Below are 21,359 nucleotides of genomic sequence, written 5' to 3' on the forward strand. Positions count from 1 at the left end.
TCTCCCCTCACCTCCGCCGCAGCACGTCCCGTACCACCAGAGGAGCAACCGAAGTGGCGACGAACGCCGACACCAACCCCACGGCCGGATCCCCCCGGGTGCTCGTGGTGGGCGCGGGCCCGGTGGGCCTGACCGCCGCCCACGAGCTGGCCCGCCGCGGACTGCGCGTGCGCCTCGTGGACGCCGCCGCGGGCCCGGCCCCGACCAGCCGCGCGGTGGCCGTGCACCCGCGCACCCTGGAGACGTTCGACCAGATGGGCGTCGTGGCCGGGGTGCTCGCCCGGGGCCGCAGGAACCGGGCCTTCACCATGTACGCGCGCGGCAGCCGCCTGGTGCGCCTGGAGGCCGACTACCGCTCGATGCCGACCCGGTTCCCGTTCACCGTGGTCATCGGGCAGACCGAGACGGAGGAGGTGCTCCGCGAGGCCGTGGCCCGGCTCGGCGTGACCGTCGAGTGGGGGGTGCGGCTGACCTCGCTGGAGCAGGACCGGGACACCGTGCGCGCCCGACTCGAACACGCCGACGGCACCGCCGAGGAGTACGAGGTGCCCTGGCTGGTCGGCTGCGACGGCGGCCACAGCACGGTCCGCAAGCAGCTCGGGCTGCCGCTGCTCGGAGAGTCCAGCGAGACCTGGGCGCTGGCCGACGCGGCCGTCTCCCTCGACCTGCCCCCGGACACCATCTACTGGGCGCACACCGGCAGCCAGGCCATGATGATGGTCCCGTACGCGCGCGAGGGCTACTGGCGGCTGCTCGACACCGCCCCCGCCACCGGCCCGGAGACCCCCGCCGAGGCCGCGCAGCGCTTCTCGGAGAAGCTGAGCGCCGGGCTCGGCCGCCCGGTGCGGGTCGGGGAACCCGACTGGACCTCCACCTTCACCTTCCAGCAGCGCATGGTGCCGCGCATGCACGACGGCCGCGTCTTCGTGGCGGGGGACGCCGCCCACGTGCACAGCCCGGCCTCCGGCCAGGGCATGAACACCGGCATCCAGGAGGCGTACAACCTGGGCTGGAAGCTCGCCATGGCCGCCCTCGGGCAGGCCGGCCCGGAGCTGCTCGCCACGTACGGGCAGGAGCGCGTGCCGATCGGCAGGAAGCTGCTGGGGTCGGTCCGCAAGGCCACCTTCCTGGTCCAGTTCAAGGCCGCGCTGGCCGGGGTGGGGCTGCCCGTCGCCTTCACCTTCGTACGCACCATCGGCCCGCTGCGCCGGGCCATCCAGCGCAAGGTGCTCGGCGGCATGTCCGGGCTGCTCCTCGCCTACCCGGAGAGCGCGCTGACCACCGAAGGCCCGCCGACCGCGCTGCCCGCGGGCTCGCGCGCCGCGGCGGCCGCCGCCCGGCACCCGGAGGACCCCGGCGCCGAGGCGCTGCGCGCCGAACTGCGCGACCCGCGCTGGTCCCTGGTGTGGGCGGCGGGCGGGGCGCAGGAGGCCGCCCGGGTCGCGGCGGCCGCCGCGGTCGTGCACGGCACGTGGCTGTCGGTGCGGACGGTCTCCACCGGCACGGACGGCGCGGCGGGTGCGGTCGGAGCGCACGGAGCGGGCGCCGCCGGCGGGCCCGGCCCGCTCGCCGACCCCGAGGGGCTGCTGCGCGAGGCGCTGGGCCTCGTCCCGGGCGGCTGGGTGCTGATCCGGCCCGACGGGTACCTCGCCGCGGGCGGCCCGGCGCTGACCCGCAGCGCGCTCGCGAAGGCCCTGGCCCCGCTGGGTGCCGAGGCCGCCGCCCTGCCCGGGCTGATCCGGGAGGCGGCCGTCGCCGCCGCTCCCGTGCCGGTTCTCGATGCGTCTTCGAGCGGGTCTCCAGAGCTCCGCGACACGGTGGAGGCCTCACCACGGGTTCTGGAGGCACAACGATGACAACACCGTCCGCGCAGCAGCCGCAGCCGCAGGCGCAGGCACCGGAGAAGCCGGTCGCCCTGGTCACCGGCGGCACCAGCGGCATCGGCCTGGCGGTCGTACGGGACCTGGCCGCCCGCGGGTACCGGGTGTTCCTGTGCGCGCGGACCGCGCCGGCCGTCGAGGAGACCGTCGCGCAGCTGCGCGCCGAGGGCCTGGAGGTCGCGGGCACCGCGGCCGACGTCCGCTCCCGCGAGGCGGTCGAGGCGCTGGTGGCGGCCGCCGTCGCCGCGTTCGGCCCGATCTCGGTACTGGTCAACAACGCCGGGCGCAGCGGCGGCGGCCCGACCGCCGACATCAGCGACGAGCTCTGGTACGACGTCATCGACACCAACCTCAACAGCGTCTTCCTGCTGACCCGGGAGGCCCTCAAGCACGGCGGCCTGGCCGGGGCCCCCGGCGGCCGCATCATCAACATCGCCTCCACGGCGGGCAAGCAGGGCGTCCTGCTGGGCGCCCCGTACTCGGCGTCCAAGCACGCCGTCGTCGGCTTCACCAAGGCCCTCGGCAAGGAGCTGGCCCCGACCGGGGTCACCGTCAACGCGGTGTGCCCCGGCTACGTGGAGACGCCGATGGCGCAGCGGGTCCGGGCCGGCTACGCGGCGGCCTGGAACACCACCACCGAGGACGTGCAGGAGCAGTTCGAGGCGAAGATCCCGCTGGGGCGCTACGCGAGCCCGGAGGAGGTGGCGGCCATGGTCGGGTACCTGACCACGGACCTCGCCGCGTCCGTCACGGCGCAGGCGCTCAACGTCTGCGGCGGACTGGGGAACTTCTGATGGCGGCCGAGCGGGTGCACCGCACCGTGCACGAGACCGAGGTGGCCGCCCCCGCGGGCGTGGTCTACGGGATGCTCGCGGACGCCGAGCAGTGGCCGCTGTACTTCCCGCCCAACGTGCACGTGGAACGCCTGTCGTTCGACGGCACCGAGGAGCGGCTGCGGATGTGGGCGACGGCCAACGGCCGGGTCAAGTCCTGGACCTCGCGCCGCGTGCTCGACGCGGCCGCGCGCCGGATCGAGTTCCGGCAGGAGATCCCGGCGGCCCCGCTGTCGGCGATGACCGGCACCTGGATCGTCGAGCCGCTGGGCGCCGAGCTCTCGAAGCTCACCCTGCTGCACGACTTCTCGGTGGCGGGGGACCGGGCGGAGGACGTCGAGTGGGTGGAGCGGGCCACCGACACCAACAGCCGGGCCGAGCTGGGGAACCTGGCGAAGCTGGGCGAGCGGTGGGGGCGGCTGGACGAGCTCGTGATGTCCTTCGTGGACCGGGTCCACGTGGACGCCCCGCCGGAGCTGGTCTACGCGTTCCTGGAGCGGGCCGAGCAGTGGCCCGAGCTGCTGCCGCACGTCTCGCGGCTGGACCTCGCGGAGGAGCTGCCGGGGGTGCAGGTGATGGCCATGGACACGCTCACCGCGGACGGCTCCGCGCACACCACCGAGTCGGTGCGGGTCTGCTTCCCGGCGGCCGGCCGCATCGTCTACAAGCAGACCCGCACCCCGGCGCTGATGTCGGCCCACACCGGCGTGTGGACCGTCACGGGCGGGGCGTACGGGTCGACGGTCTCCTCGCAGCACAGCGTCGTGCTCCGCGAGGAGGCCGTCACCACGGTGCTGGGCCCCGACGCCGATCTCGCGGCGGCCCGCCGGTACGTCCGCGAGGCGCTGGGCCGCAACAGCACCGCGACCATGACGTACGCCAAGCAGCACGCCGAATCGGCGCTCGCGCGCTGAGGTTCCAGGCCGCCTCCAGCGGAACTCGGGCGGCCTCGGACAGACTCTGGATCAAGTGTGAGGGAGGGACGATGTCTGTCCAGCAAGTCCACCGGGCGTCCTACGCCGTGGATGTGAACGCTCCCGCGGGCGTGGTCTACGGCCTGATCGCGGACACGACCCATTGGCCGCTCCTCCTCCCGCCGAGCATCCACGTCGAGCGGCTCGACTTCGACGGCCGCCGGGACCGGTTCCACGCGTGGGACACGGCCGGCGGGCGGGTCGCGTCCACGCTGTCGAGCCGCACCCTGGACGCGCCGGGGCTGCGGATCGACTTCCGCCACGAGGTCCCCGCGGCCCCCCTCGCCGCGATGGGCGGGAGCTGGCTGGTGGAGCCGAGGGGCGGGGGCCGCTCCCGGCTGACCCTGGTCCACGAGTACGCGGTCGCCGGAGGGCGGGCGGAGGCCGGCCGGACCCGGCAGGCGGTGGAGGACGGCGGCCGCGCCGAGGTGGCGCACGTGAAGGAGGCCGCGGAGCGCTGGCCCCGGCTCGACGGGCTGCTGCTGTCCTTCGAGGACTCCGTGCGCATCGACGGACCGGCGGACCTGGTCTACGCGTTCCTCTACGGGGTCGCCGACTGGCCGCAGCGGGTCCCGCACGTCTCGCGCGCGGACGTGGTGGAGAACGAGCCCGGGGTGCAGCTGCTCGCCATGGACACGGTGACCGCCGACGGGGCCGTGCACACCACGGAGTCGGTGCGGATCTGCTTCCCGTACGCGGACCGCATCGTCTACAAGCAGACCGCGACCCCGGCCCTGATGGCCGCGCACACCGGCGAGTGGTCCCTGATCCCCGACGAGCGCGGGGTCACCGCGGTCTCCCAGCACAGCGTCCTGCTGCGCGAGGAGGCCGTCGAACGGGTGCTGGGCCCCGGCGCCGGCCTCGACCGCGCCCGCACCTACGTCCGCGAGGCCCTCGGCCGCAACAGCACCGCCACCCTCAACCTGGCGAAGGAATACGCGGAGAGCGCCGTCCGCAGCCTGTAGCGGAGGCCGGGCGCCGGTGCGGCCGGGCGCACCGTGCGGCCCCGCCCGGGCGGTCCCCGTACGGCCCCCGGCCGGGCCGTGGGCGCGGGCGGTCCGGCGGGACTCCGGCGGTGCGTCAGCCGCTTGTCAGCACTACGTGGGCGCGCGGCGCACACTCGTCCCCTTTGAAGTGTCACACCGCCCGGTGCGGCACCGAGACGAGGAGGAGTGGATGAGCGCAGCCATGACCGTGGTCATCGCGCCCGGCTCCACCCCTGCGCTGGAACTGCGCGGTCCCCTCGACCAGGAGGCCCTGACGGCGGCGCTCGCCGCGCTGCCCGGGGGCACGCCCACACTGCGCCGCCACACGGCGACGCACCACACCCTGCACCTGCCGGCCCAGGCCGCCCCGGTCGCCCCGGCCGGCACGGTGGCCGACCTGCTGACCTCCCCCGCAGCCCCGCCGCGGGCGGCAGCCGCGCGGTCCGGGTCCGGGTCCGGGTCCTCCGGGTCCCGGTCCGGGTCCGCATCCCCGTCTTCCGGCTCCGGGTCCCGGGCGGCGCGGCCCGCGTGGCAGAGCGCCGCCGCGGGCGGATCCGGCGTGCCCGTGCCGGAAACCGGCGGCCCCTCGGGGCAGTCGGCCGGAGTCCCTGCGGCCGGGCTCCCCGCGAGCCCCCGCCAGCGCGAGGTGCTGCTCGACGTCCTGACCGGCCGCCCCGGCGCCGGCCTGCACGTGGAGCAGCTGCACTGGCGGTGGTACGGGCCGCTCGACACCGGCCGGTTCCGGGCCGCCTGGGAGGCCGTGTTCGCCCAGGAGCCCGCCCTGCGGGCCGCGTTCGCCGCCCGCGGGCCCGCCGGCGACGGCTCGGGCACGGCCCCGCAGGTCGCCGTGCACCCGCAGGCCTCGCCCCAGCTGGTCCGGCACCGGCACGGATCCGTGGACTGGCACGCGCTGCTCGTGAGCGAGCGGCTGCGCGCCTTCGACCTGCACCGGCCCGGGCTGCTGCGCATCGCGCTCCTCGACGAGCCGGACGGGCCGGCCGGACAGCAGACCCGCATCCTGCTGACCCACCACCACGCCATGCTCGACGGCTGGAGCGTGCGGCTGCTGCTGCGCGCCTTCTACCGCGCGTACCTCGCCGAGGGCCGCACCACCGGCGGCGAGCGGCGCCCCGACGTGCGCGACCACCTGCGCTGGCTGGCGGGCCAGGACCTGTCCGCCCCGCGGGCGTTCTGGGCCTCCGCCGCGCCCCCGGCCGATTCCCGCACCCTGCCCGGCCCGGCCGCGGACGCCCTCCCCGCCGCGGGCGGGACCCGCTGGGGCCACGGGCTCGCGCGCCTGCGGCTCACCCCGTACGAGGCCGTCCGGCTGCGCCAGTGGGCCGCCGGGTTCGGCGCCACCGAGAGCACCGCACTGCACGCGGCCTGGGCGCTGCTGCTGTACCGGGCGGGCGGACCGGGCCCGGCGCCCGCGCCCGTGGCGTTCGGCATGGCCGTGTCCGGCCGGGGCATCGCCCTGGAGGGCGCGGCCGGGATCCCGGCCGCCCTGCGCGGGGCCCTTCCCGTACACGTCTACGTGAACCCGGCCGCCCCGGTGCAGGACCTGATGTCCGACCTGGCCGACCGCGCCCTGGGGGCGGCGGCGTACGAGTGGGTCTCGGCCGGCCAGGTCCGGCAGTGGAGCGGGCGGCCCGGAACCGGGGAACTCACCGACTCCCTGGTCGCGTTCGAGGCCCCGCAGGGTCCGCTGCCCGGGCCGGGCGGCCGGGACCGGCTGTGGGAGGAGCTCGACGCCGAGGGGGTCCGGGTGGACGCCCCGCAGACGGTCGGCCCGTACACGCCCCTGCCCATCGCCATCAGCGCGCACCACGACGCGGAGGGCGGCCTGCTGCTGACGGCGGTCAACGACCGGAGCCGGATCGCGGACGCGGACGCGGCCGCGGCGCTGGCCGCGACCGCGCGGCTGCTGCGCGAGTTCCCGGTCCTCGTCGACGCCGCGACCAGTGTGGACGAGGCCCTTGCGGCCCTGGCCGGGCTGCCGGAACCCGGGCCCGTGGCGCCCGCCGTCCCGGCGGCGGACGGGACGGGCCTGCGCACCCTGCGCACTGCGGCGCGGCCCGGGGCGGGCACGATCCTGCTGGTGCCGCCGCCGACCGCGTCCGAAGACTGCTACGACGGGCTCCTGCAGGCGTACCGCGGGCCGGAGGCCCTCACCACGGTCGCCGCCCCGGCCGACACGGCGGCCTGCCTCGCCGCGGTCCGCCCTGCGCTCGCGGTCGGCGAACCGCTGCTCCTCGGCTGCTTCTCCGGCGGCGGGAGCGTCGCCTACGCGGTGGCGCAGCGCATCGCCGACCACGGCTGGCTGCCGCCACTGGTGGCCATCGCCGGCACGCCCGACGGCACCCCTGCCTCGGCCCACCACCTGGCCCACACCCTCACCCAGGCCTCCCACCACACCCCCTGACGCCCCCACCCCACCCCACCGGCGGGCCCCCACCTGCCCACCGAACCCCGCTCCTCCAGCCCCTCCGGCGCTTGAGGAGCGGGGTTCGGGGCAGCGCCCCGACACAACGGCCGTCCGCTGCCCACCGGCCGGACCCACCCCAGCCCCTCCGGCGCTTGAGGAGCGGGGTTCGGGGCAGCGCCCCGGGGGTGGGTCCGCTCAGGCCCGGGGCGGCCTACAGCGCGGCTCAAGCAGGCATCAAGCGGTCTTCGTGAATCTCTGTACAGCCCCCGCACGCCGCCGCACCCACCCGCTCCCGCCAGTCCCGCGAAGAAGGAGCTGATTCCGTGACCACGGTCACCACCGAGATCCACGCGGGGTCCGCCACCGGACCCGCCGACACCACGGACGCCCTCCGCCGCGCAGCCCGCCTCGAAGCCCTGCTCGGCGACCCGTACGACCCCGCCAACCCGCACGGCCTGGGCGCCCTCTTCGCCGCCGACGAGCGCCGCGAGCCCCCCGCGGCCACCGAGCAGCTGCTGACGGAGATCGGGCTCGGGGCCGAGTTCGTCCCGGCCGAGTACGGCGGCCGGCTCACCCGCGCCGACCACCTCGCGAAGGTGCTGCGCCCGGTCTTCCGCCGGGACCTCGCCCTCGGCTTCGGCTTCGGCATCACCTCGCTCTTCGCCACCTCCGCCGTCTGGGCGGCCGGCACCCCGGCGCAGCGCAGGTTCACCGCCGACCTGCTGCTCGGCGGCGGCCGCGCCTCGATCGTGCACCACGAGATGGCGCACGCGAACGACATCCTGCGCGACGAGTTCACCGCCGGCGCCGCCCCGGGCGGGGGCTACCTGCTCAACGGCCGCAAGGACGTCATCATCAACGCCGCCCGGGCCGGGGCGTACGTCGTCTACGCGCGCACCGACCAGGCCCGCACCCCGTACAGCCACTCCGTGCTGCTCGTGGACCCGTCCGAGGCGGAGGGCATCGGCCACCTGCCCCGGTTCCACACCACCGGCATGCGCGGCGGGCTGTTCTCCGGGCTGGAGTTCACCGACCGCGCCGTCCCCGGCGAGGCCCTCGTCGGGCGTCCGGGCGAGGGCGTGGCCCTGGCCCTGCGCACGTACCAGGTCAACCGCTGCGTCATCGCCTCGACGGCCGTGGCCGCGGTGGACACCGTCCTGCACTCGGCGGTCCGCGCGGCCACCACCGGCCGCAGCCGCCCGCTGGCCCGCCGCTGGCACCGCCCGCTGGCCGGGGTGTTCGCCGACATGCTGGCCTGCGACAGCATGGCCACGGTCGCCCTGCGCGCGCTCAGCCTGCTGCCGGACCGCACCCACGTGCTGGCCGCCGCCGTCAAGTACGTGGTGCCCGACCTGCTGCGCGAGAACCTCGAAGAGCTCGCCACCGTGCTCGGCTCCCGCGGCTACCAGCGCGGCACCCCCGAGTACGGGGCGCTGGAGAAGCTCTCCCGCGACCTGCCCGTCGCCGGGCTCGGGCACGCGGGCACCGCCTCCTGCCAGGCGGTGATCGTCCCCCAGCTGCGCACCCTCGCCGAACGCGCCTGGTTCCGCGAGCAGGAGCCGCCGGCCGAGCTGTTCCGCACCGGGGCCGCCCTGCCCGTCCTCGACTACCGGCTGCTCGGCATCGCCGACGGCGGGGACTTCCTCGCCGCCTCGCTGGTGGAGTCCGCCGCGCGGCTGGCCGACGTACGCGGGGTCGGCGGCCAGCTGGCCGTCCTCGCGGACCTCGCCGAGGGCTTCGTCACCGAACTGCGCGCCCTGCGCGAGCGCTGCCGGGCCATCCCCGCGCACGGCAGCCCGGCCGCGCTGGCCGACCCGGCCCTGTGCGTGCTCAGCGACCGCTACGCGCTGGTGCTCGCGGCCGCCTCGGTGCTCGGCACCTGGGAGGGGCAGGACGGCAGCGATCCCTTCCTCGCCGCCCCCGCCTGGGCCGTGCTCGCCCTGTCCCGGATCGGCGGCCGGCTGGGCATCCCGGTGCCCGAACTCCCGGACGGCTGCCTGGAGCAGGTCCTCGACGAGCTGATGCGCCGCTACCGCTCGGGCCGCAGCTGCGACCTCGACGCGACGGAACTCGCGCAGTGACCGCGCCCCGCCGGCGCGCCGGCGGGGGCCCGGGCTCCGGCACCGGCACCGGCACCGGCACCGGCACCGGTCCGGCGTACCGCCCGCGGTTCGGCCCGCCGTCCCCCCGCGCCGTCCACCACATCCCCGCCCCCGCACCCTTCTCCACCCCCGTCCCCCGCACCACGTCCCCAGGGAGGTCGACCCGATGACGGACTCCGCACGGCGGATCAGCACGCCGGTCCACGTCACCGGACCGGCCGGTCCCTGGCAGGAGGTGGCGGACGGCATGGCCCTGCGGGGCAACGCCTCGGTGTTCACCACCTGGGGCGAGTGGCTGACCGCGGCCCTCGCGGAGCCCTCGCTGCGGCCGCTGCTGGGCCGGGACTGGGTGCGGTACCGGCAGACCACCGACCCCACGATCCGCTACCGCTTCCTCGCCTCCCGGCTGGCCGTCAAGTACACGGCGGCGGCCGCGCTCGGCACCGACCCCGCCGACCTGGACCTCGCGTACAAGATCGGCGGCCGTCCGTACCTGCGCGGCTTCGACCAGATCGACGTGAGCCTGACCCACACCGACGAGATGATCGCGGTGGGCATCAGCAGCACCGGCCGGATCGGCATCGACACCGAGCCCGCCAGCCGCAGGCTCTCCTTCCGCCTGCTCCAGGACCAGGTGTGCACCCCGGCGGAGAAGGCCGAACTCGGGGCGCTGCCCGAGGAGGAGCAGCCGGCGGCGATGCTGCGGCTGTGGACCCTGAAGGAGGCGTACACCAAGGCGCTCGGGCAGGGACTGCGGCTGGGCTTCTCGGAGTTCGGCTTCGAGAACGGCGGCGGGGGCGAGACCGGCCTGCTCGCCCCGGACGGCACCCCGGCGGCGAGCGGCGAGTGGGCGTTCGGCACCTACCCGGTGCTCGGCCGCTACCTGGTCAGCGTGGCCTGCCACGACACGGGCCTGGGCTCCTCGCGCGACACCGCGGCCGCCACGATGCTCGACGAGGGCTTCCTGACGATGGTCGCGGGCCTCCTCGACCAGCGCTGAGGGGCGCGCAGCCGCGGTCGGTCCGCCCGGCCGGGCGCCGGGGCGGCCGTACGGGCCGCGGTCGGTCCGACAACCGGCGCCCGGGCGGCCGTACGGGCCGCGCTCGGTCCGACAACCGGCGCCCGGGCGGCCGTACGCCCCCACCGACCACCGCCCCCCGGCGGCGCGACCGCGGCTGCGCCGCCGCTCCAGGGGCGTCCGAGTTCTCCGGAGGAGACTCGGTTGTGCGGCCGGCACCCCGGTTCCCCCGGCCGGGAGCGAGCCGCTCCTCTTGCCCCGCCACCCGACGCCCCCCACGCTCGGGCGGCGGGGCACAGGCATGTCCGGACCCGTCCTCGACCGGTCCTCCACCGGTGCGCGACCGGTGCGCGACCGGTGCTCAAAGGGGGTTCGAAGGAGGTGCGAAGGGCGCTCCACCGCATGCCCAGAGACTGTCCGCAGCCATGCGACAGGGCATGGAGGAGGAGGGCAGGCCAGATGACCATCGAGACCGTCGGCCGCACCCGGTCCGCGGCACCGGACCCGGCGTTCGCGGCGCTGTACGCGGAGGTCCAGCGCTTCTACGACCACCAGATGCGGCTGTTCGACGCCGAGGAGGCGCAGCGCGCCGCGGGCTCCCCGGCCGCGCGGCACTGGATCGGCATGCTCGACGCGCGCCCGCAGCCGGACGGGACGGTGCTCGCCAAGTGCAGCGCGCTGGTGTACGCGACCCCGCGCGGCGGCGGCCGGAAGGGCCTGCACGTACGGGTCCTGGAGGACGTTCTGGTCCGCTCCGGGGCGCCGGGCGAGGCGGGGCCGTGGACCCTGCACCACCGTTCGGTCACCCGCGACGACCTGGTCTGAGGCACGGGAGAGGACCGGAGCAAACCGGTTCAGCCGTTTTTTGCGGGCCGCCGGACCCCGGTGCGGAGCAGCCCGCAGACAGCGAAAACCCCCTCACCGGCAGGTAGAGGGGGTTGGCGGGTCCCAGGTTCACGCCAAGGGGGACGGAACCCGGGAGACCGCGCGACATCGACACGTAGATCCAAACATACCGTTCTGCGGGTTTACAAGAGGGACGCCGAGCTTCCGCTCGCACCCGCTCAATCCGCCCCGCCGCCCCCTTCCGCGGCCCGCGCCCCCGCCACCCACGCGACGCCGCCGGCGCCCGCGCCGTCCGCAACCGCGGCCCGCGCATCCGCGGCGTCCGCACCCGTGACCGCCGCCCGCGCATCCGCGGCGGCGGTCCCGGCGGGGACCAGTCCGGCCCCGGCGGGGGCCGCCGCCAGGCACGGCAGCAGCAGGGCCCAGAACCGGGTGAGGGTGGCGGCCGAGAGCCACCAGGCCTCGCGGCCGCCCAGCACCTCGAAGCCGACCGTCGCGGCGACGACGAGCGTGGCGGCGTCATCCGCCGTCACCCCCGGGGCCAGCGCCCCGAGTTCGCCGGCCCGCACGAGCACCGCGTGCACCCACCGCTGCCAGTCACCGCGCAGATCGGCCCCGCCACCGCCCCCGCGGCCGGGTACTGCCGAGAGCGCGAACCCGGCCCGCACCACGGCATCGCCCTCCAACGCCCGGGCAAGGGCGTGCGTGGCATCGATCAACTCCTGAAGCGCCGCACCCCGCTCCGCGCCTTGCGCGGTGATCCGCCGGACCCGGTCCGAGGCCTCGGCCTCGACCGCCGCGGCCAGCTCCCGCTTGCTGGGGAAGTGGAAGTGCAGGGCCCCCGTGCTCACCCCGGCCCGGCCGCTGATCACGGCGAGCACGGCCGGCTCGAACCCGTCCCGGTGGAACACCTCGGCGGCGGCCTCGATCAACACGCGGCGCGTCCGGAGCGCGCGTTCCTGTCTCGCCATCATGGCTCCGTTGCTGCGAGGTCAGCCGCGCTGACGGGACGGTCCTTCCACTCGCGGCGGCATCCACACGCACGCGTCCCAGCGATCATGGAACGCTTTCCTCGAGGGCCGCTCGAGGCCTCCTCGAGAATGCCTCGCGTCCGTCCGCCGTTCTCCGGGCCCCGCAGCGCGCGGCCTCCGGCAGTCCCTCGGGCCCCGGCCGCCCCAGGCGTTTCCCGGTCGCCCCGCCCACAGAAACCGGAAGCCCTGCTTCATGAAATGGAGCAGGGCGGACAGCAGGTCGGTCGGGCAGCAAAAGGACCCGGCCCCGGCGCATCTGCGCCGGGGCCGGGTCCGGGCCTTCCGAAAGGGTCTGCCGGTACGGGCCTCAGTTCGCCGCGGGCCGGGCCGGGCCGGGCTTCAAGTGCGCCGAGGCCTGCGGGTCGAGGCCGGTCAGGACCACGGAGGCGACCTGCTCGCCGTCCTGGTGGAAGGTGACCTGGACGCGCATCTCGCCCGGCCGCTGCGTGGGCAGCAGCTCGGCGTCCGCCCAGCAGGGGCTGTCGAGCTCGGCGTACCGGTGGAAGGTGATGGAAGAGGAGCTCAGCGCGAAGAACTCGGGGTCCGACACCGCGCAGGCCGCCTGACGCGCCGCCTCCTGGAGGACCATGCCGGGCAGGTGGTCGCCGCCGTGGTCGAAGAGGATCGGGTGCGCGGGGTCGGGGCTGACCAGGAACCGCCCGGGCTCGTCGGCGACCGCACCGAGCACCACGTCGAAGGGCATGTGCCGGCCGACCAGGACCGGGTCGACCAGGGCGGACCGGTTGACGCAGGGCGCCGGCGCGCCGTCCTCGGCGAGCTTCCCGGCGCGGATCCGGCGGTAGCTCGCCGCCGAGATGCAGCTGAACTTGCCGCCGCCGGTGGCCGCCACCTTGCCGTCGCGCAGGATCGTGACGCGCATGGTGAAGTCGGCGAGACGGCTGCCGCGCCAGTTGATGTCCGTGCACTCGGCGTGCAGGTCCAGGTCGCTCGGGGCGGGCCCGATGACCAGGTGCTCGTGGTGGACGGTGAGGTCCATGTCCCAGATGACGAACTGGTGCCCCAGCGGCACGCCGAATTCGGCGTGCGCGAGGAAGAGGCCCACCTGGCGAATGGTTTCGGCAGCCTGCAGCGGGTCATGCCGCCGGCCGTCCGAGCTCGTGAAGAAGGTGTGCGCCCGCGGCCACTGGCCGGTGAGGGCGAAGTTCTGGTCGTCGATCTTGCAAGCGCCGGTCAGGAAGACCTCCGCGTGGGAGGCCCGGTGCACGTACTCCCTCGGCACGGTCGTCGTCAGCTGAAGCCCTCTCGCCTGGCCGGCCGCACCACGTTCCGTGGCCGTCGACCGGATGGAAGACGTGGCTGCCTGCTGAAGCGTCATCAGTGACATGGGGACCTCTCCGCGCGACGTTGGATGGGTCGAGGGTCCCCCGTTTGGACCCCACGCCTCATAAGATACGTACTAACCGGTTTTCTTTTCAAGCCGTTCCGGAACGCCCGGTCCACAGGATTCCAGCCGACGGGCTCCCGCTGGATGATCTTGACGCTTCCTTGGCGGAACGGCAGGCGGCACCTCGGAAGATCCGGAACTTCCGCTTCATACAGGCGATCCAGCGCCGCACGAGAGGCTCAAACAGGGGGGTCAATACCGGACATCGGCGCGTCGGCCAGGCGCGCGAGGGGTCTGACGAACACCCTCAGCGATCACCGGGAAGCGACCACAAAACCGCCGCCGTGGTTTATTCTCGTCCCGTCAGCCGGGGCATCCGGGTCCTCCCGGGCAGGTCTCAGCAGCCCACCTCCCGGTCCGCGCAAGGTCGCTCTCGATCACCTCACGCCACCACACAGGCATGTCTCCCCTGACGCCGCCTGAGCTTGACTGTTAAGATACGAACCTGACGGTTTTCTTTCAGCAGCCTGTAAGCGCGGGTGACGTCGTACGGAGGTGCGGGATGGCGCGACAAGAACGAGCCATTCGAACCCGGGAGGCCATCCTCACCGCGGCGGCGGAAGTCTTCGACGAAGTCGGCTACCAGGCCGCCACGATCTCCGAGATCCTCCAGCGCTCCGGGCTCACCAAGGGGGCCCTCTACTTCCATTTCGCCTCCAAGGAAGAACTCGCCCATGCCGTCCTCGCGGCCCAGGTGGACGCCGTCCCCGAGATCCCCCGGCAGGAGCTGAAGCTCCAGGAGGCCATCGACCGGGCCTACCTCCTGGCCCACCTGCTCACGAAGGAGCCGGTGCTGCGCGGCAGCGTCCGGCTGGCGGTGGAGCAGGGCCGCGACGGTGTGGACCGGGCGGCCCCCTACACGGCGTGGACCGAGGCCTCCCTGGAACTCTTCAACGAGGCCAAGGCCGCCGGCGAGGTGGTGCCGCACATCGACACCCTGAGCTACGCGAAGCTGATCACCGGCGCCTTCGCGGGCGTCCAGCTGATGTCGCAGGCCGTCACCGGCCGGGCCGACGTCCTGGAGCGGATGGCGGACCTGTACACCTGCCTGATGTCGTCGATCGCCGTGCCGTCCGTACTGGTGAGGCTGGACCTCAGGCCGGAGCGGGGCGTCGACGTGTACGAGGCCGCGACGCGGCTTCGCGAGGAGAACGAAAAGGCCCGGGCCGCCGACGCGGAGAAGAGCTCCGCGTAAACGGCGTCCGGCCGGGGGGACGGATGCAACACATGGAACAGGGCTGCCCGTACGCGCTCGATGCCACGGGACGTGATCTCGCCGGCGAAGCGGCGATGCTGCGCGAGCAGGGCCCGGCCGTGCAGGTCGGACTGCTGGGCGACGTCACCGCCTGGGCGGTCACGGGGTACCGCCAGGTCAAGCAGCTGGTGAAGGACCCCCGGGTCTCCAAGGACGCGCACCTGCACTGGCCCGCGTTCCTCGACGGGCAGATCAGCCGGGACTGGAAGTTCTACGGCTGGGCCGCGGCGCGGAACATGATGACCTCGTACGGCGAGGAGCACGCGCGGCTGCGGCGGCTGATCGCGGGCGCCTTCACCCCGCGCCGCATCGCCGCCCTGCGGCCCCGCATCGAGGAGATCACCGCCGCGCTGCTGGAGGACCTGGCAGCGGCTCCGGAGGGGGCAGAGGTGGATCTGGTCGAGTCCTTCACCCGCCCGCTGCCCATCCGGGTCATCTGCGAGCTCTTCGGGGTGGACGAGGACGTCCGGGCGGACCTGTGCGACGCGATCGCGCCCAGCGCGCGTACGGACGTCGGCCTCGAAGAGGCCCGCGCGGCCCGCGCCAGGGCCAACGAACTGCTCACCGCCCTGGTCGCCGCCCGCCGGGCCGCGCCGCGCAACGACCTGACCTCGGCCCTGATCGCGGCCCGGGACGCGTCCGGCGAGCAGCTCGACGACCAGGAGCTCATGGACACCCTCAAGCTGATGATCGGCGCGGGGTACGACACCACGGCGAGCCTGCTCGGCAACGCCGTGGCCGCACTGCTCACGCACCCCGAGGAGCGGGCCCACGTGACGGCCGGGCGGGTCGGCTGGGACACCGTCGTCGCCGAGACCCTGCGGGTGCGGGGACCCGTCGCCTACTCCCCCCTGCGCTTCGCCGCGGAGGACATCGAGCTGGACGGGGTGCTGATCCCCAAGGGCGATCCCATCATGGTCTCCTTCGCCGCCACGGGCCTCGACCCGGAGCTGCACGGGGAGGACGCCCGCGCGTTCCGCCTCCGGCGGCCCGGCGGACACGAGAGCCTGGCCTTCGGCCACGGGGTCCACTACTGCCTGGGGGCTCCGCTCGCCCGGCTGGAGGCCGCCCTCGCGCTGCCCGCGCTGTTCGAGCGCTTCCCGCACCTCGCGCAGGCCGGGCCGTTCGAGCCCCTGGAGTCCTTCATGGTCAACGGCTACCGGGCGCTGCCGGTCGTGCTCGGCACCCGGAGCGGCCGATGACCCGCCGCACCCGGCCTTCCGAAGGCCCGCTGGCGGGCCGGACCGCGCTCGTGACCGGTGCCAGCCGGGGCATCGGCCGCGGCATCGCCGAACGCCTGGCGGCAGACGGCGCGCTCGTGGCCGTGCACTACGGGGAGAACACCGCCGCGGCCCACGAAGCCGTGGACCGCATCCGCTCGGCGGGCGGGGACGCCTTCCCGCTCCGGGCCCGGCTCGGCGTCACCGGCGACGCCGCGGAGCTCTACGCGGCGTACGACGCCGAGCTGGCGCGACGCGGCATGGAGCCCGGGCTCGACATCCTGGTCAACAACGCGGCCGTAAGCGGCTCGGCGCGGATCCACGAGGTCACCCCCGAGCTGGTCGAGAGGATCTTCTCGGTCAACGTCACCGCGCTCCTCTTCGTCATCCAGGAAGGCCTCGCCCGCATGCGGCGGGGCGGCCGGATCGTCAACATCTCCTCGATCGTGACCCGCGCCGCCTATCCCAAGTCCGTCGTCTACTCGATGAGCAAGGGCGCGGTGGACACCCTCACTCCCGCCCTCGCCAAGGAGCTGGGGCCCCGGGGCATCACCGTCAACACGGTCTCCCCGGGCTTCGTGGCGACCGACATGAACGCCAAACTCCGCACCACCCCCGAGGGGGCCGCGCAGCTGGCGAGCGTGTCCGTGTTCGACCGCATCGGAGAACCCTCCGACATCGCCGGCATCGTCGCCTTCCTCGCCTCCCCCGACTCCCAGTGGATCACCGGCCAGCGTCTCGACGCATCGGGCGGCACGAGCCTCTGACCCGCAGCCACCGGCGGCGGACCCCCCAGAACAGAGGGGGTCCGGGGGGCTGGGGGCGGGCGGGGGTGGTGCTTAGGATCCGCGGATGAGGACCAGTCGGGAGATCCGTCTTGCCGCCCTGCTCCGGGGGGAGCCCGCGGAGGGGAACTTCGCGGTGGTGGAAGTGCCCGTGCCGGAGCCGGGGGCCGGGGAGGTGCTGGTGCGCAATGCGTACATGGCGCTCAGTCCGGCCGTGGTCTCGCGGATGTCCGCGGACGGGCCGCCGGTGGCGCGGTACGAGGTCGGGAAGGTGCTGTTCGGCAGCGCGCTCGGCGAGGTGGTCGCGGTGGGGTCCGCCCGGGACGCCGGTTCGGGCCCTGGGGCCGGTTCCGGGCCTGACGGCCCGGACGGGGGGTCCGCCGCCGGAGCCGGTGGGGGCGGCGGCGGGCTGCGCCCCGGGGACGTGGTCGTGCACGAGCTGGGGTGGCGGGAGTACGCGGTCGTGGCGCAGGGGCGGTGCCGGCGGGTGCCGGGGCGGGCGCTCGACGCGCCCGCCCGGTACCTGGGCAACGGGCTGCTCGCCTACCACGGGCTGCTGGACGTCGCCGCGATGCGGCCCGGGGACACCGTGTGGGTGTCGAGCGCCGCGGGTGCGGTGGGCGGCATGGCCGGGCAGATCGCCCGGCTCAAGGGGGCGGGCCGGGTGGTCGGCAGCGCCGGATCGGCCGCCAAGACCGCCCACCTCACCGGGGTGCTCGGCTTCGACGCCGCCTTCGACCACCGGGCCGGGCAGCTGGCGCGGCAGCTGCGCGCGGCCGCCCCGGACGGGATCGACGTGTACTTCGACACCGTGGGCGGGGCGCATCTGGAGGCCGCGCTCGAGGTGCTCAACCCGTACGGCCGGGTGGCCCTGTGCGGGATGCTCGCCGAGCAGCGGCAGCAGGTCGGGGGCGGCCGCGGGGCGGCCGGGGCCGCCGCCGGTCCCCGCAACCTCGGGCTGGCCGTGGCCAAGTCCCTGACCCTGCGCGGGTTCCTGGCCCGGGACTGCCCGGCAGCGACGGCCGCCCGCTACGAGGCCGACCTCGACGCCTGGCTGGCCGCCGGCGCAATCCGGCTGCCGGGGACGGTGGTGGACGGTCTGGAGTCGGCCCCGGCGGCCCTGCGGGACCTGGTGCGGGGGGACTGCCTCGGCCGGGTGCTGATCCGCATCGCTCCCCCGCTCGCCCATACCACCGGTCACACGGACACCAGCAGCAACACCGGCCCCAACGTGTGCGAGTAGCAGCGGGAGTTCCCTACGGCAACGCGGAGCAATCCAGAAGTGGTCCGCGGTTGAACGCGGCGGCAAGGATCGTCCTGCCCGGGTGCCACCGGCACCCCCGCGCGGGCCCGACCATCCCGCGCCTTCCCGCTTCACTCGTGCCAAACGGAGGATCCATGCCCGCCCAGCGCCGGATGATCGCGGCCCTGACGACCACGGCCACCGCAGTGGCCCTGGCCCTGGTGCCGCACTCCGCCCTGTCCGCGACCGCCGCGGCCAACTGCTCGTACACCTCCAGCGGGCAGGTCCCGCTGAACGACCTGGGGACGGGCACCTACCAGGGCATACAGGGCGGGCTCTACCCGAACGGCAGCAACACCCGCCCCTCCGCGCACAACACCGCCGGGATCAACCTCGCGCAGAACTCGGTGCTCCCGCGCAACGCCTCCGGCCAGGTGGACCTGGTCAACGGCAAGATCGTGCTGATCTCCATCGGCATGTCGAACACCACCCAGGAGTTCCAGAAGTTCATCCAGACCGTGAACGCCTGGGGCGGCAAGAACCCCAAGCTGGTCATCGTCGACGGCGCCCAGGGCGGCAAGGACGCCTCCGCCTGGGCCAACCCGAACGACGCCACCTGGTCCGTGCTCGCCACCCGGCTCTCCAACGCGGGCGTGACCCCGGCCCAGGTCCAGGCCATGTGGCTGAAGGAGCAGTTCATCGGGGACAACCTCGGGACCTTCCCGACCGGCGCGAACAACCTGCGCAACTCCCTCGCGTCCATCGCCCGCAACGCCCGCAGCAAGTACGCGAACCTGGCCGTCGGCTACGTGGCCAGCCGCATCTACACCTACGACCCGGCCCGCAGCGCCGGCGCGTACCAGCAGGGCTTCGCCGTCAAGAAGCTGATCCAGGACCAGATCAACGGGGACAGCACCCTCTCCTACGGGGCCGGCGGGGTCGCACCCTGGCTGTCCTGGGGCCCGTACCTGTGGGCCGACGGCCTCGGCTCCGACAACGCGGTCGGCGGGGTCCCCGGCCGCAGCGACGGCCTGGAGTGGAAGTGCTCGGACCTGGAGGGCGACGGGGTGCACCCCGGTCCCACCGGTGAGCAGAAGGTCGCCGACCTTATGCTGAGCCAGTTCAGCACGGATCCGAGCTCCACCCCCTGGTTCAACAACTGAGCCGCAGGACAGAGGAGAGCCACACCGCATGCCGCACATAGCGATTCCGGCCCAGGTCCCGGGCATCCGGGGCCTGATGGCCAGCAAGCCCGCCTCCGGTCTGAAGATGAACGAGCTGGCGCAGCAGCTGCTGCGCGGCGAGTCCCCGCTCAGCCCCGGCGAGCGGGAGCTGATCGCCGCGTACGTCTCGCACCTCAACCAGACGCGCTACTGCACGGGTTCGCACACCGCGGCCGCCGCGCACACGCACGAGGGCGGGTACGAGCTCGTCGAGGCGGTCAAGAAGGACCTGGAGAGCGCTCCCGTGGACGAGCGGCTGCGGTCGCTGCTGCGGATCGCCGCGAAGGTGCGGGGCGACGCCCGTACGGTCGGCCCCGAGGACGTGGCGGCGGCGCGGGCCGCGGGCGCGGACGACGAGTCGATCCACGACGCGGTGCTGATCGCGGCGGCGTTCTGCATGTTCAACCGGTACGTGGACGGGCTGGGGGCGATCACCCCCGAGGACCCGGCGGACTACGACCAGATCGGCGTGCACCTCGCGACGAACGGGTACCTCCCGCCGAAGACCGCCTGAGCCGGCCACGACGTGGCGAAGGGGCCGGGCGGGAGCGCAAGCCCCCGCCCGGCCCCTTCGTCCCCGGCGGGCCGTCGTGCGGCTACTTGGCGGCCGCCAGCACCCGTTCCCCGGCGGGCACCGCGACCACGGGCTCGACCGGGGGCAGGGCGGGCGCCCAGGCGCGGGACAGCAGGACGGCAACGCCGGGCAGCAGCACCATGACGGCCACGCCGCCCATGAACCAGCCGGAGGCGCCGTGTTCCCCGAGGTAGGTGGCGAGGGCCGGGGAGACCCCGCCGAGGACGGCGGTGGTCACCGCGTGCGGCAGGCCGATGCCGACGACCCGCAGCTGCGGCGGGAAGACCTCGGAGAGCAGCTTGGGCAGGACCGTGGTGACGCAGACGAGGTAGACCACGCCGCTGCCGTAGGCGAGGAGCAGGCTGCCGTAGGTGCCCTCCATGTTCAGGTAGCCGTACGAGCCGACGGCCGCGAAGGCGACGCCGGCGCCGACGATGAAGCGGCGGGCCCCGATCCGGTCGGCGAGCAGGCCGAGCGGCACGTTCACCACCAGCAGCACGGCGGTGGCGGTGATGGCCACCTGGAACATCGTGCCGGCGGGGGCCAGGCGCTGCCCGGCGGCCGGGACCACCGCGGTCCAGGTGCCGCTGACGGTGGCGGCGCCGGAGACGAAGAGCACCGCGAGCAGGACGGGGCGGCGGTGGCCGGTGAGGACGCGGCGCAGCGAGCCGCGGTCGGCGTGGCTGCGGACCTCGCGCCGGAACACGTCGGTCTCGGCGAGGCGGTTGCGCAGCAGCATGAGGATCACGCCGAAGACGCCGCCCACCGCGAACGGCACCCGCCAGCCCCAGGCGCCCATCGCCTCGGAGCCGAGCCAGGCGGTGAGACCGCCGCCGAGGCAGGAGGCGACGAAGACGCCGGCGCAGGTGGAGACCGAGAACAGGCTGCCGTAGAGGCACTTGCGGCCGGCCGGGGCCTGCTCCATCAGGTAGGCGGCGGCGGTCGGCCACTCGCCGCCCGCGGAGATGCCCTGCCCGATGCGTGCGAGCAGCAGGAGCAGCGGGGCGGCGATGCCGATCCGGTCGTACGTCGGGGCGGCGGCGATCAGGAAGGAGCCGCTCGTCATCATCGCCACGGCCAGCATGAGCGCCGGACGGCGGCCGCGGCGGTCCGCGAACCGGCCGAACAGGATGCCGCCCAGCGGCCGCGCCAGCACCCCGATGCCGAGCACCGCGAACGCTCCCAGCAGGGAGGTGACCGGGTTCGAGGACGGGAAGAACTGCGGGGCGAACAGGCTGGCGAAGAGCCCGTACGCGAGCCAGTCGAAGGATTCGACGAAGTTGCCCACCACGGTCGCGGCGACGGACCGGCGGCTGGGCGAGGGCGTACGGGAGGGCGGTGCGGTGGCTGTCATGGAGTCTCCAGGCGGATGCGCCGTAACGACGAGCAGCTCATGGTCCCGGCCACCGGGGGCCGCTCCAACTCCCAGATTGCTGACTTTCGGCACGTTGGGAGTGGGCAGCGGCCGCCGGCGGCGGGGACCATGGCCGGGTCGCCCGCACGGAAGGCTGCCGCTCATGAACCGAGACGATGGCCTTGACCTGCGGCGATGGTGCCTG

17 protein-coding genes are annotated in these 21,359 nt (G+C 74.7%); 14 read left to right on the forward strand and 3 right to left on the reverse strand.

Translation table 11 applies throughout. From position 1 onward, the window contains the following. Positions 1 to 53 precede the first annotated feature (53 nt). The 8 genes from ACZ407_RS18790 to ACZ407_RS18825 all read left to right on the forward strand — a co-directional run bounded on the left by ACZ407_RS18790 (position 54) and on the right by ACZ407_RS18825 (position 11,043). On the forward strand, positions 54 to 1,856 hold the full coding sequence (locus ACZ407_RS18790) for an FAD-dependent oxidoreductase (RefSeq protein WP_468129485.1): 1,803 nt from the start codon (positions 54 to 56) through the stop codon (positions 1,854 to 1,856). Further along, a complete protein-coding gene (locus ACZ407_RS18795) occupies positions 1,853 to 2,674 on the forward strand; it encodes an SDR family NAD(P)-dependent oxidoreductase (RefSeq protein WP_468129487.1) in 822 nt (273 codons plus the stop codon). The genes ACZ407_RS18790 and ACZ407_RS18795 overlap by 4 nt, the downstream gene beginning before the upstream one ends. After that, entirely contained in the window at positions 2,674 to 3,627 is a 954-nt protein-coding gene (locus ACZ407_RS18800; protein ID WP_468129489.1) for an aromatase/cyclase, read from the forward strand. Before ACZ407_RS18795 ends, ACZ407_RS18800 begins: the two co-directional genes overlap by 1 nt. Positions 3,628 to 3,698: 71 nt before the next feature. After that, positions 3,699 to 4,652 carry an aromatase/cyclase gene (locus ACZ407_RS18805; RefSeq protein ID WP_468129491.1) on the forward strand — a complete coding sequence of 318 codons (954 nt, stop codon included), beginning with the start codon at positions 3,699 to 3,701 and terminating at the stop codon, positions 4,650 to 4,652. Between the two features lie 211 nt (positions 4,653 to 4,863). Beyond that, positions 4,864 to 7,095, forward strand: coding sequence for a condensation domain-containing protein (locus tag ACZ407_RS18810; protein ID WP_468129493.1), 2,232 nt, complete (start codon positions 4,864 to 4,866; stop codon positions 7,093 to 7,095). A 326-nt stretch (positions 7,096 to 7,421) separates the two neighbouring features. Beyond that, complete coding sequence (locus ACZ407_RS18815) at positions 7,422 to 9,179, forward strand: acyl-CoA dehydrogenase (protein WP_468129495.1); 1,758 nt, start codon at positions 7,422 to 7,424, stop codon at positions 9,177 to 9,179. Between the two features lie 187 nt (positions 9,180 to 9,366). After that, a complete protein-coding gene (locus ACZ407_RS18820) occupies positions 9,367 to 10,200 on the forward strand; it encodes a 4'-phosphopantetheinyl transferase family protein (protein WP_468129497.1) in 834 nt (277 codons plus the stop codon). Between the two features lie 477 nt (positions 10,201 to 10,677). Next, positions 10,678 to 11,043 (forward strand): hypothetical protein, encoded by a 366-nt coding sequence (locus ACZ407_RS18825; RefSeq protein ID WP_468129499.1) that lies wholly within the window; start codon positions 10,678 to 10,680, stop codon positions 11,041 to 11,043. Positions 11,044 to 11,282: 239 nt separating this feature from the next. Here the strand turns inward: ACZ407_RS18825 and ACZ407_RS18830 are convergent, their stop codons facing one another. Next, the gene (locus tag ACZ407_RS18830) at positions 11,283 to 12,038 is read right to left on the reverse strand and encodes a ScbR family autoregulator-binding transcription factor (protein ID WP_468129501.1); all 756 of its coding nucleotides are present in this window, start codon (positions 12,036 to 12,038) and stop codon (positions 11,283 to 11,285) included. A gap of 364 nt (positions 12,039 to 12,402) precedes the next feature. Then, positions 12,403 to 13,335: a ScbA/BarX family gamma-butyrolactone biosynthesis protein gene (locus ACZ407_RS18835; protein ID WP_468129503.1), complete on the reverse strand. Its 933-nt coding sequence runs from the start codon at positions 13,333 to 13,335 to the stop codon at positions 12,403 to 12,405. A 667-nt stretch (positions 13,336 to 14,002) separates the two neighbouring features. Between ACZ407_RS18835 and ACZ407_RS18840 the strand changes: the two genes are divergently transcribed. The 6 genes from ACZ407_RS18840 (at position 14,003) to ACZ407_RS18865 (ending at position 19,740) form a co-directional block, all read left to right on the forward strand. Next, the gene (locus ACZ407_RS18840) at positions 14,003 to 14,695 is read left to right on the forward strand and encodes a ScbR family autoregulator-binding transcription factor (protein ID WP_468129505.1); all 693 of its coding nucleotides are present in this window, start codon (positions 14,003 to 14,005) and stop codon (positions 14,693 to 14,695) included. A 32-nt stretch (positions 14,696 to 14,727) separates the two neighbouring features. Continuing rightward, the gene (locus ACZ407_RS18845; protein WP_468129507.1) at positions 14,728 to 15,957 is read left to right on the forward strand and encodes a cytochrome P450 family protein; all 1,230 of its coding nucleotides are present in this window, start codon (positions 14,728 to 14,730) and stop codon (positions 15,955 to 15,957) included. Further along, on the forward strand, positions 15,954 to 16,742 hold the full coding sequence (locus ACZ407_RS18850; protein ID WP_468129509.1) for an SDR family oxidoreductase: 789 nt from the start codon (positions 15,954 to 15,956) through the stop codon (positions 16,740 to 16,742). Before ACZ407_RS18845 ends, ACZ407_RS18850 begins: the two co-directional genes overlap by 4 nt. A gap of 85 nt (positions 16,743 to 16,827) precedes the next feature. Then, positions 16,828 to 18,003, forward strand: a complete 1,176-nt coding sequence (locus tag ACZ407_RS18855; protein ID WP_468129511.1) for a zinc-binding dehydrogenase — start codon at positions 16,828 to 16,830, stop codon at positions 18,001 to 18,003. Positions 18,004 to 18,158: 155 nt separating this feature from the next. Then, the gene (locus tag ACZ407_RS18860; protein WP_468129513.1) at positions 18,159 to 19,166 is read left to right on the forward strand and encodes a hypothetical protein; all 1,008 of its coding nucleotides are present in this window, start codon (positions 18,159 to 18,161) and stop codon (positions 19,164 to 19,166) included. 28 nt (positions 19,167 to 19,194) lie between these two features. Next, positions 19,195 to 19,740 (forward strand): carboxymuconolactone decarboxylase family protein, encoded by a 546-nt coding sequence (locus ACZ407_RS18865; protein ID WP_468129515.1) that lies wholly within the window; start codon positions 19,195 to 19,197, stop codon positions 19,738 to 19,740. 82 nt (positions 19,741 to 19,822) lie between these two features. Here ACZ407_RS18865 and ACZ407_RS18870 read toward each other — a convergent pair whose 3' ends face one another. Further along, positions 19,823 to 21,154 carry an MFS transporter gene (locus tag ACZ407_RS18870; protein ID WP_468129516.1) on the reverse strand — a complete coding sequence of 444 codons (1,332 nt, stop codon included), beginning with the start codon at positions 21,152 to 21,154 and terminating at the stop codon, positions 19,823 to 19,825. Between the last annotated feature and the right edge of the window lie 205 nt (positions 21,155 to 21,359).

Source organism: Streptomyces sp. NPDC030809 (assembly GCF_055572195.1).

What these genes read in the sequence shown, in the direction of transcription:
- ACZ407_RS18865 (WP_468129515.1), top strand. Translation starts at nt 19,195, where the DNA reads ATGCCGCACATAGCGATTCCGGCCCAGGTCCCGGGCATCCGGGGCCTG.
- ACZ407_RS18810 (WP_468129493.1), top strand. Translation starts at nt 4,864, where the DNA reads ATGAGCGCAGCCATGACCGTGGTCATCGCGCCCGGCTCCACCCCTGCG.
- ACZ407_RS18870 (WP_468129516.1), bottom strand. Translation starts at nt 21,154, where the DNA reads ATGACAGCCACCGCACCGCCCTCCCGTACGCCCTCGCCCAGCCGCCGG.
- ACZ407_RS18850 (WP_468129509.1), top strand. Translation starts at nt 15,954, where the DNA reads ATGACCCGCCGCACCCGGCCTTCCGAAGGCCCGCTGGCGGGCCGGACC.
- ACZ407_RS18800 (WP_468129489.1), top strand. Translation starts at nt 2,674, where the DNA reads ATGGCGGCCGAGCGGGTGCACCGCACCGTGCACGAGACCGAGGTGGCC.
- ACZ407_RS18805 (WP_468129491.1), top strand. Translation starts at nt 3,699, where the DNA reads ATGTCTGTCCAGCAAGTCCACCGGGCGTCCTACGCCGTGGATGTGAAC.
- ACZ407_RS18795 (WP_468129487.1), top strand. Translation starts at nt 1,853, where the DNA reads ATGACAACACCGTCCGCGCAGCAGCCGCAGCCGCAGGCGCAGGCACCG.
- ACZ407_RS18830 (WP_468129501.1), bottom strand. Translation starts at nt 12,038, where the DNA reads ATGATGGCGAGACAGGAACGCGCGCTCCGGACGCGCCGCGTGTTGATC.
- ACZ407_RS18855 (WP_468129511.1), top strand. Translation starts at nt 16,828, where the DNA reads ATGAGGACCAGTCGGGAGATCCGTCTTGCCGCCCTGCTCCGGGGGGAG.
- ACZ407_RS18820 (WP_468129497.1), top strand. Translation starts at nt 9,367, where the DNA reads ATGACGGACTCCGCACGGCGGATCAGCACGCCGGTCCACGTCACCGGA.
- ACZ407_RS18825 (WP_468129499.1), top strand. Translation starts at nt 10,678, where the DNA reads ATGACCATCGAGACCGTCGGCCGCACCCGGTCCGCGGCACCGGACCCG.
- ACZ407_RS18845 (WP_468129507.1), top strand. Translation starts at nt 14,728, where the DNA reads ATGGAACAGGGCTGCCCGTACGCGCTCGATGCCACGGGACGTGATCTC.
- ACZ407_RS18840 (WP_468129505.1), top strand. Translation starts at nt 14,003, where the DNA reads ATGGCGCGACAAGAACGAGCCATTCGAACCCGGGAGGCCATCCTCACC.
- ACZ407_RS18860 (WP_468129513.1), top strand. Translation starts at nt 18,159, where the DNA reads ATGCCCGCCCAGCGCCGGATGATCGCGGCCCTGACGACCACGGCCACC.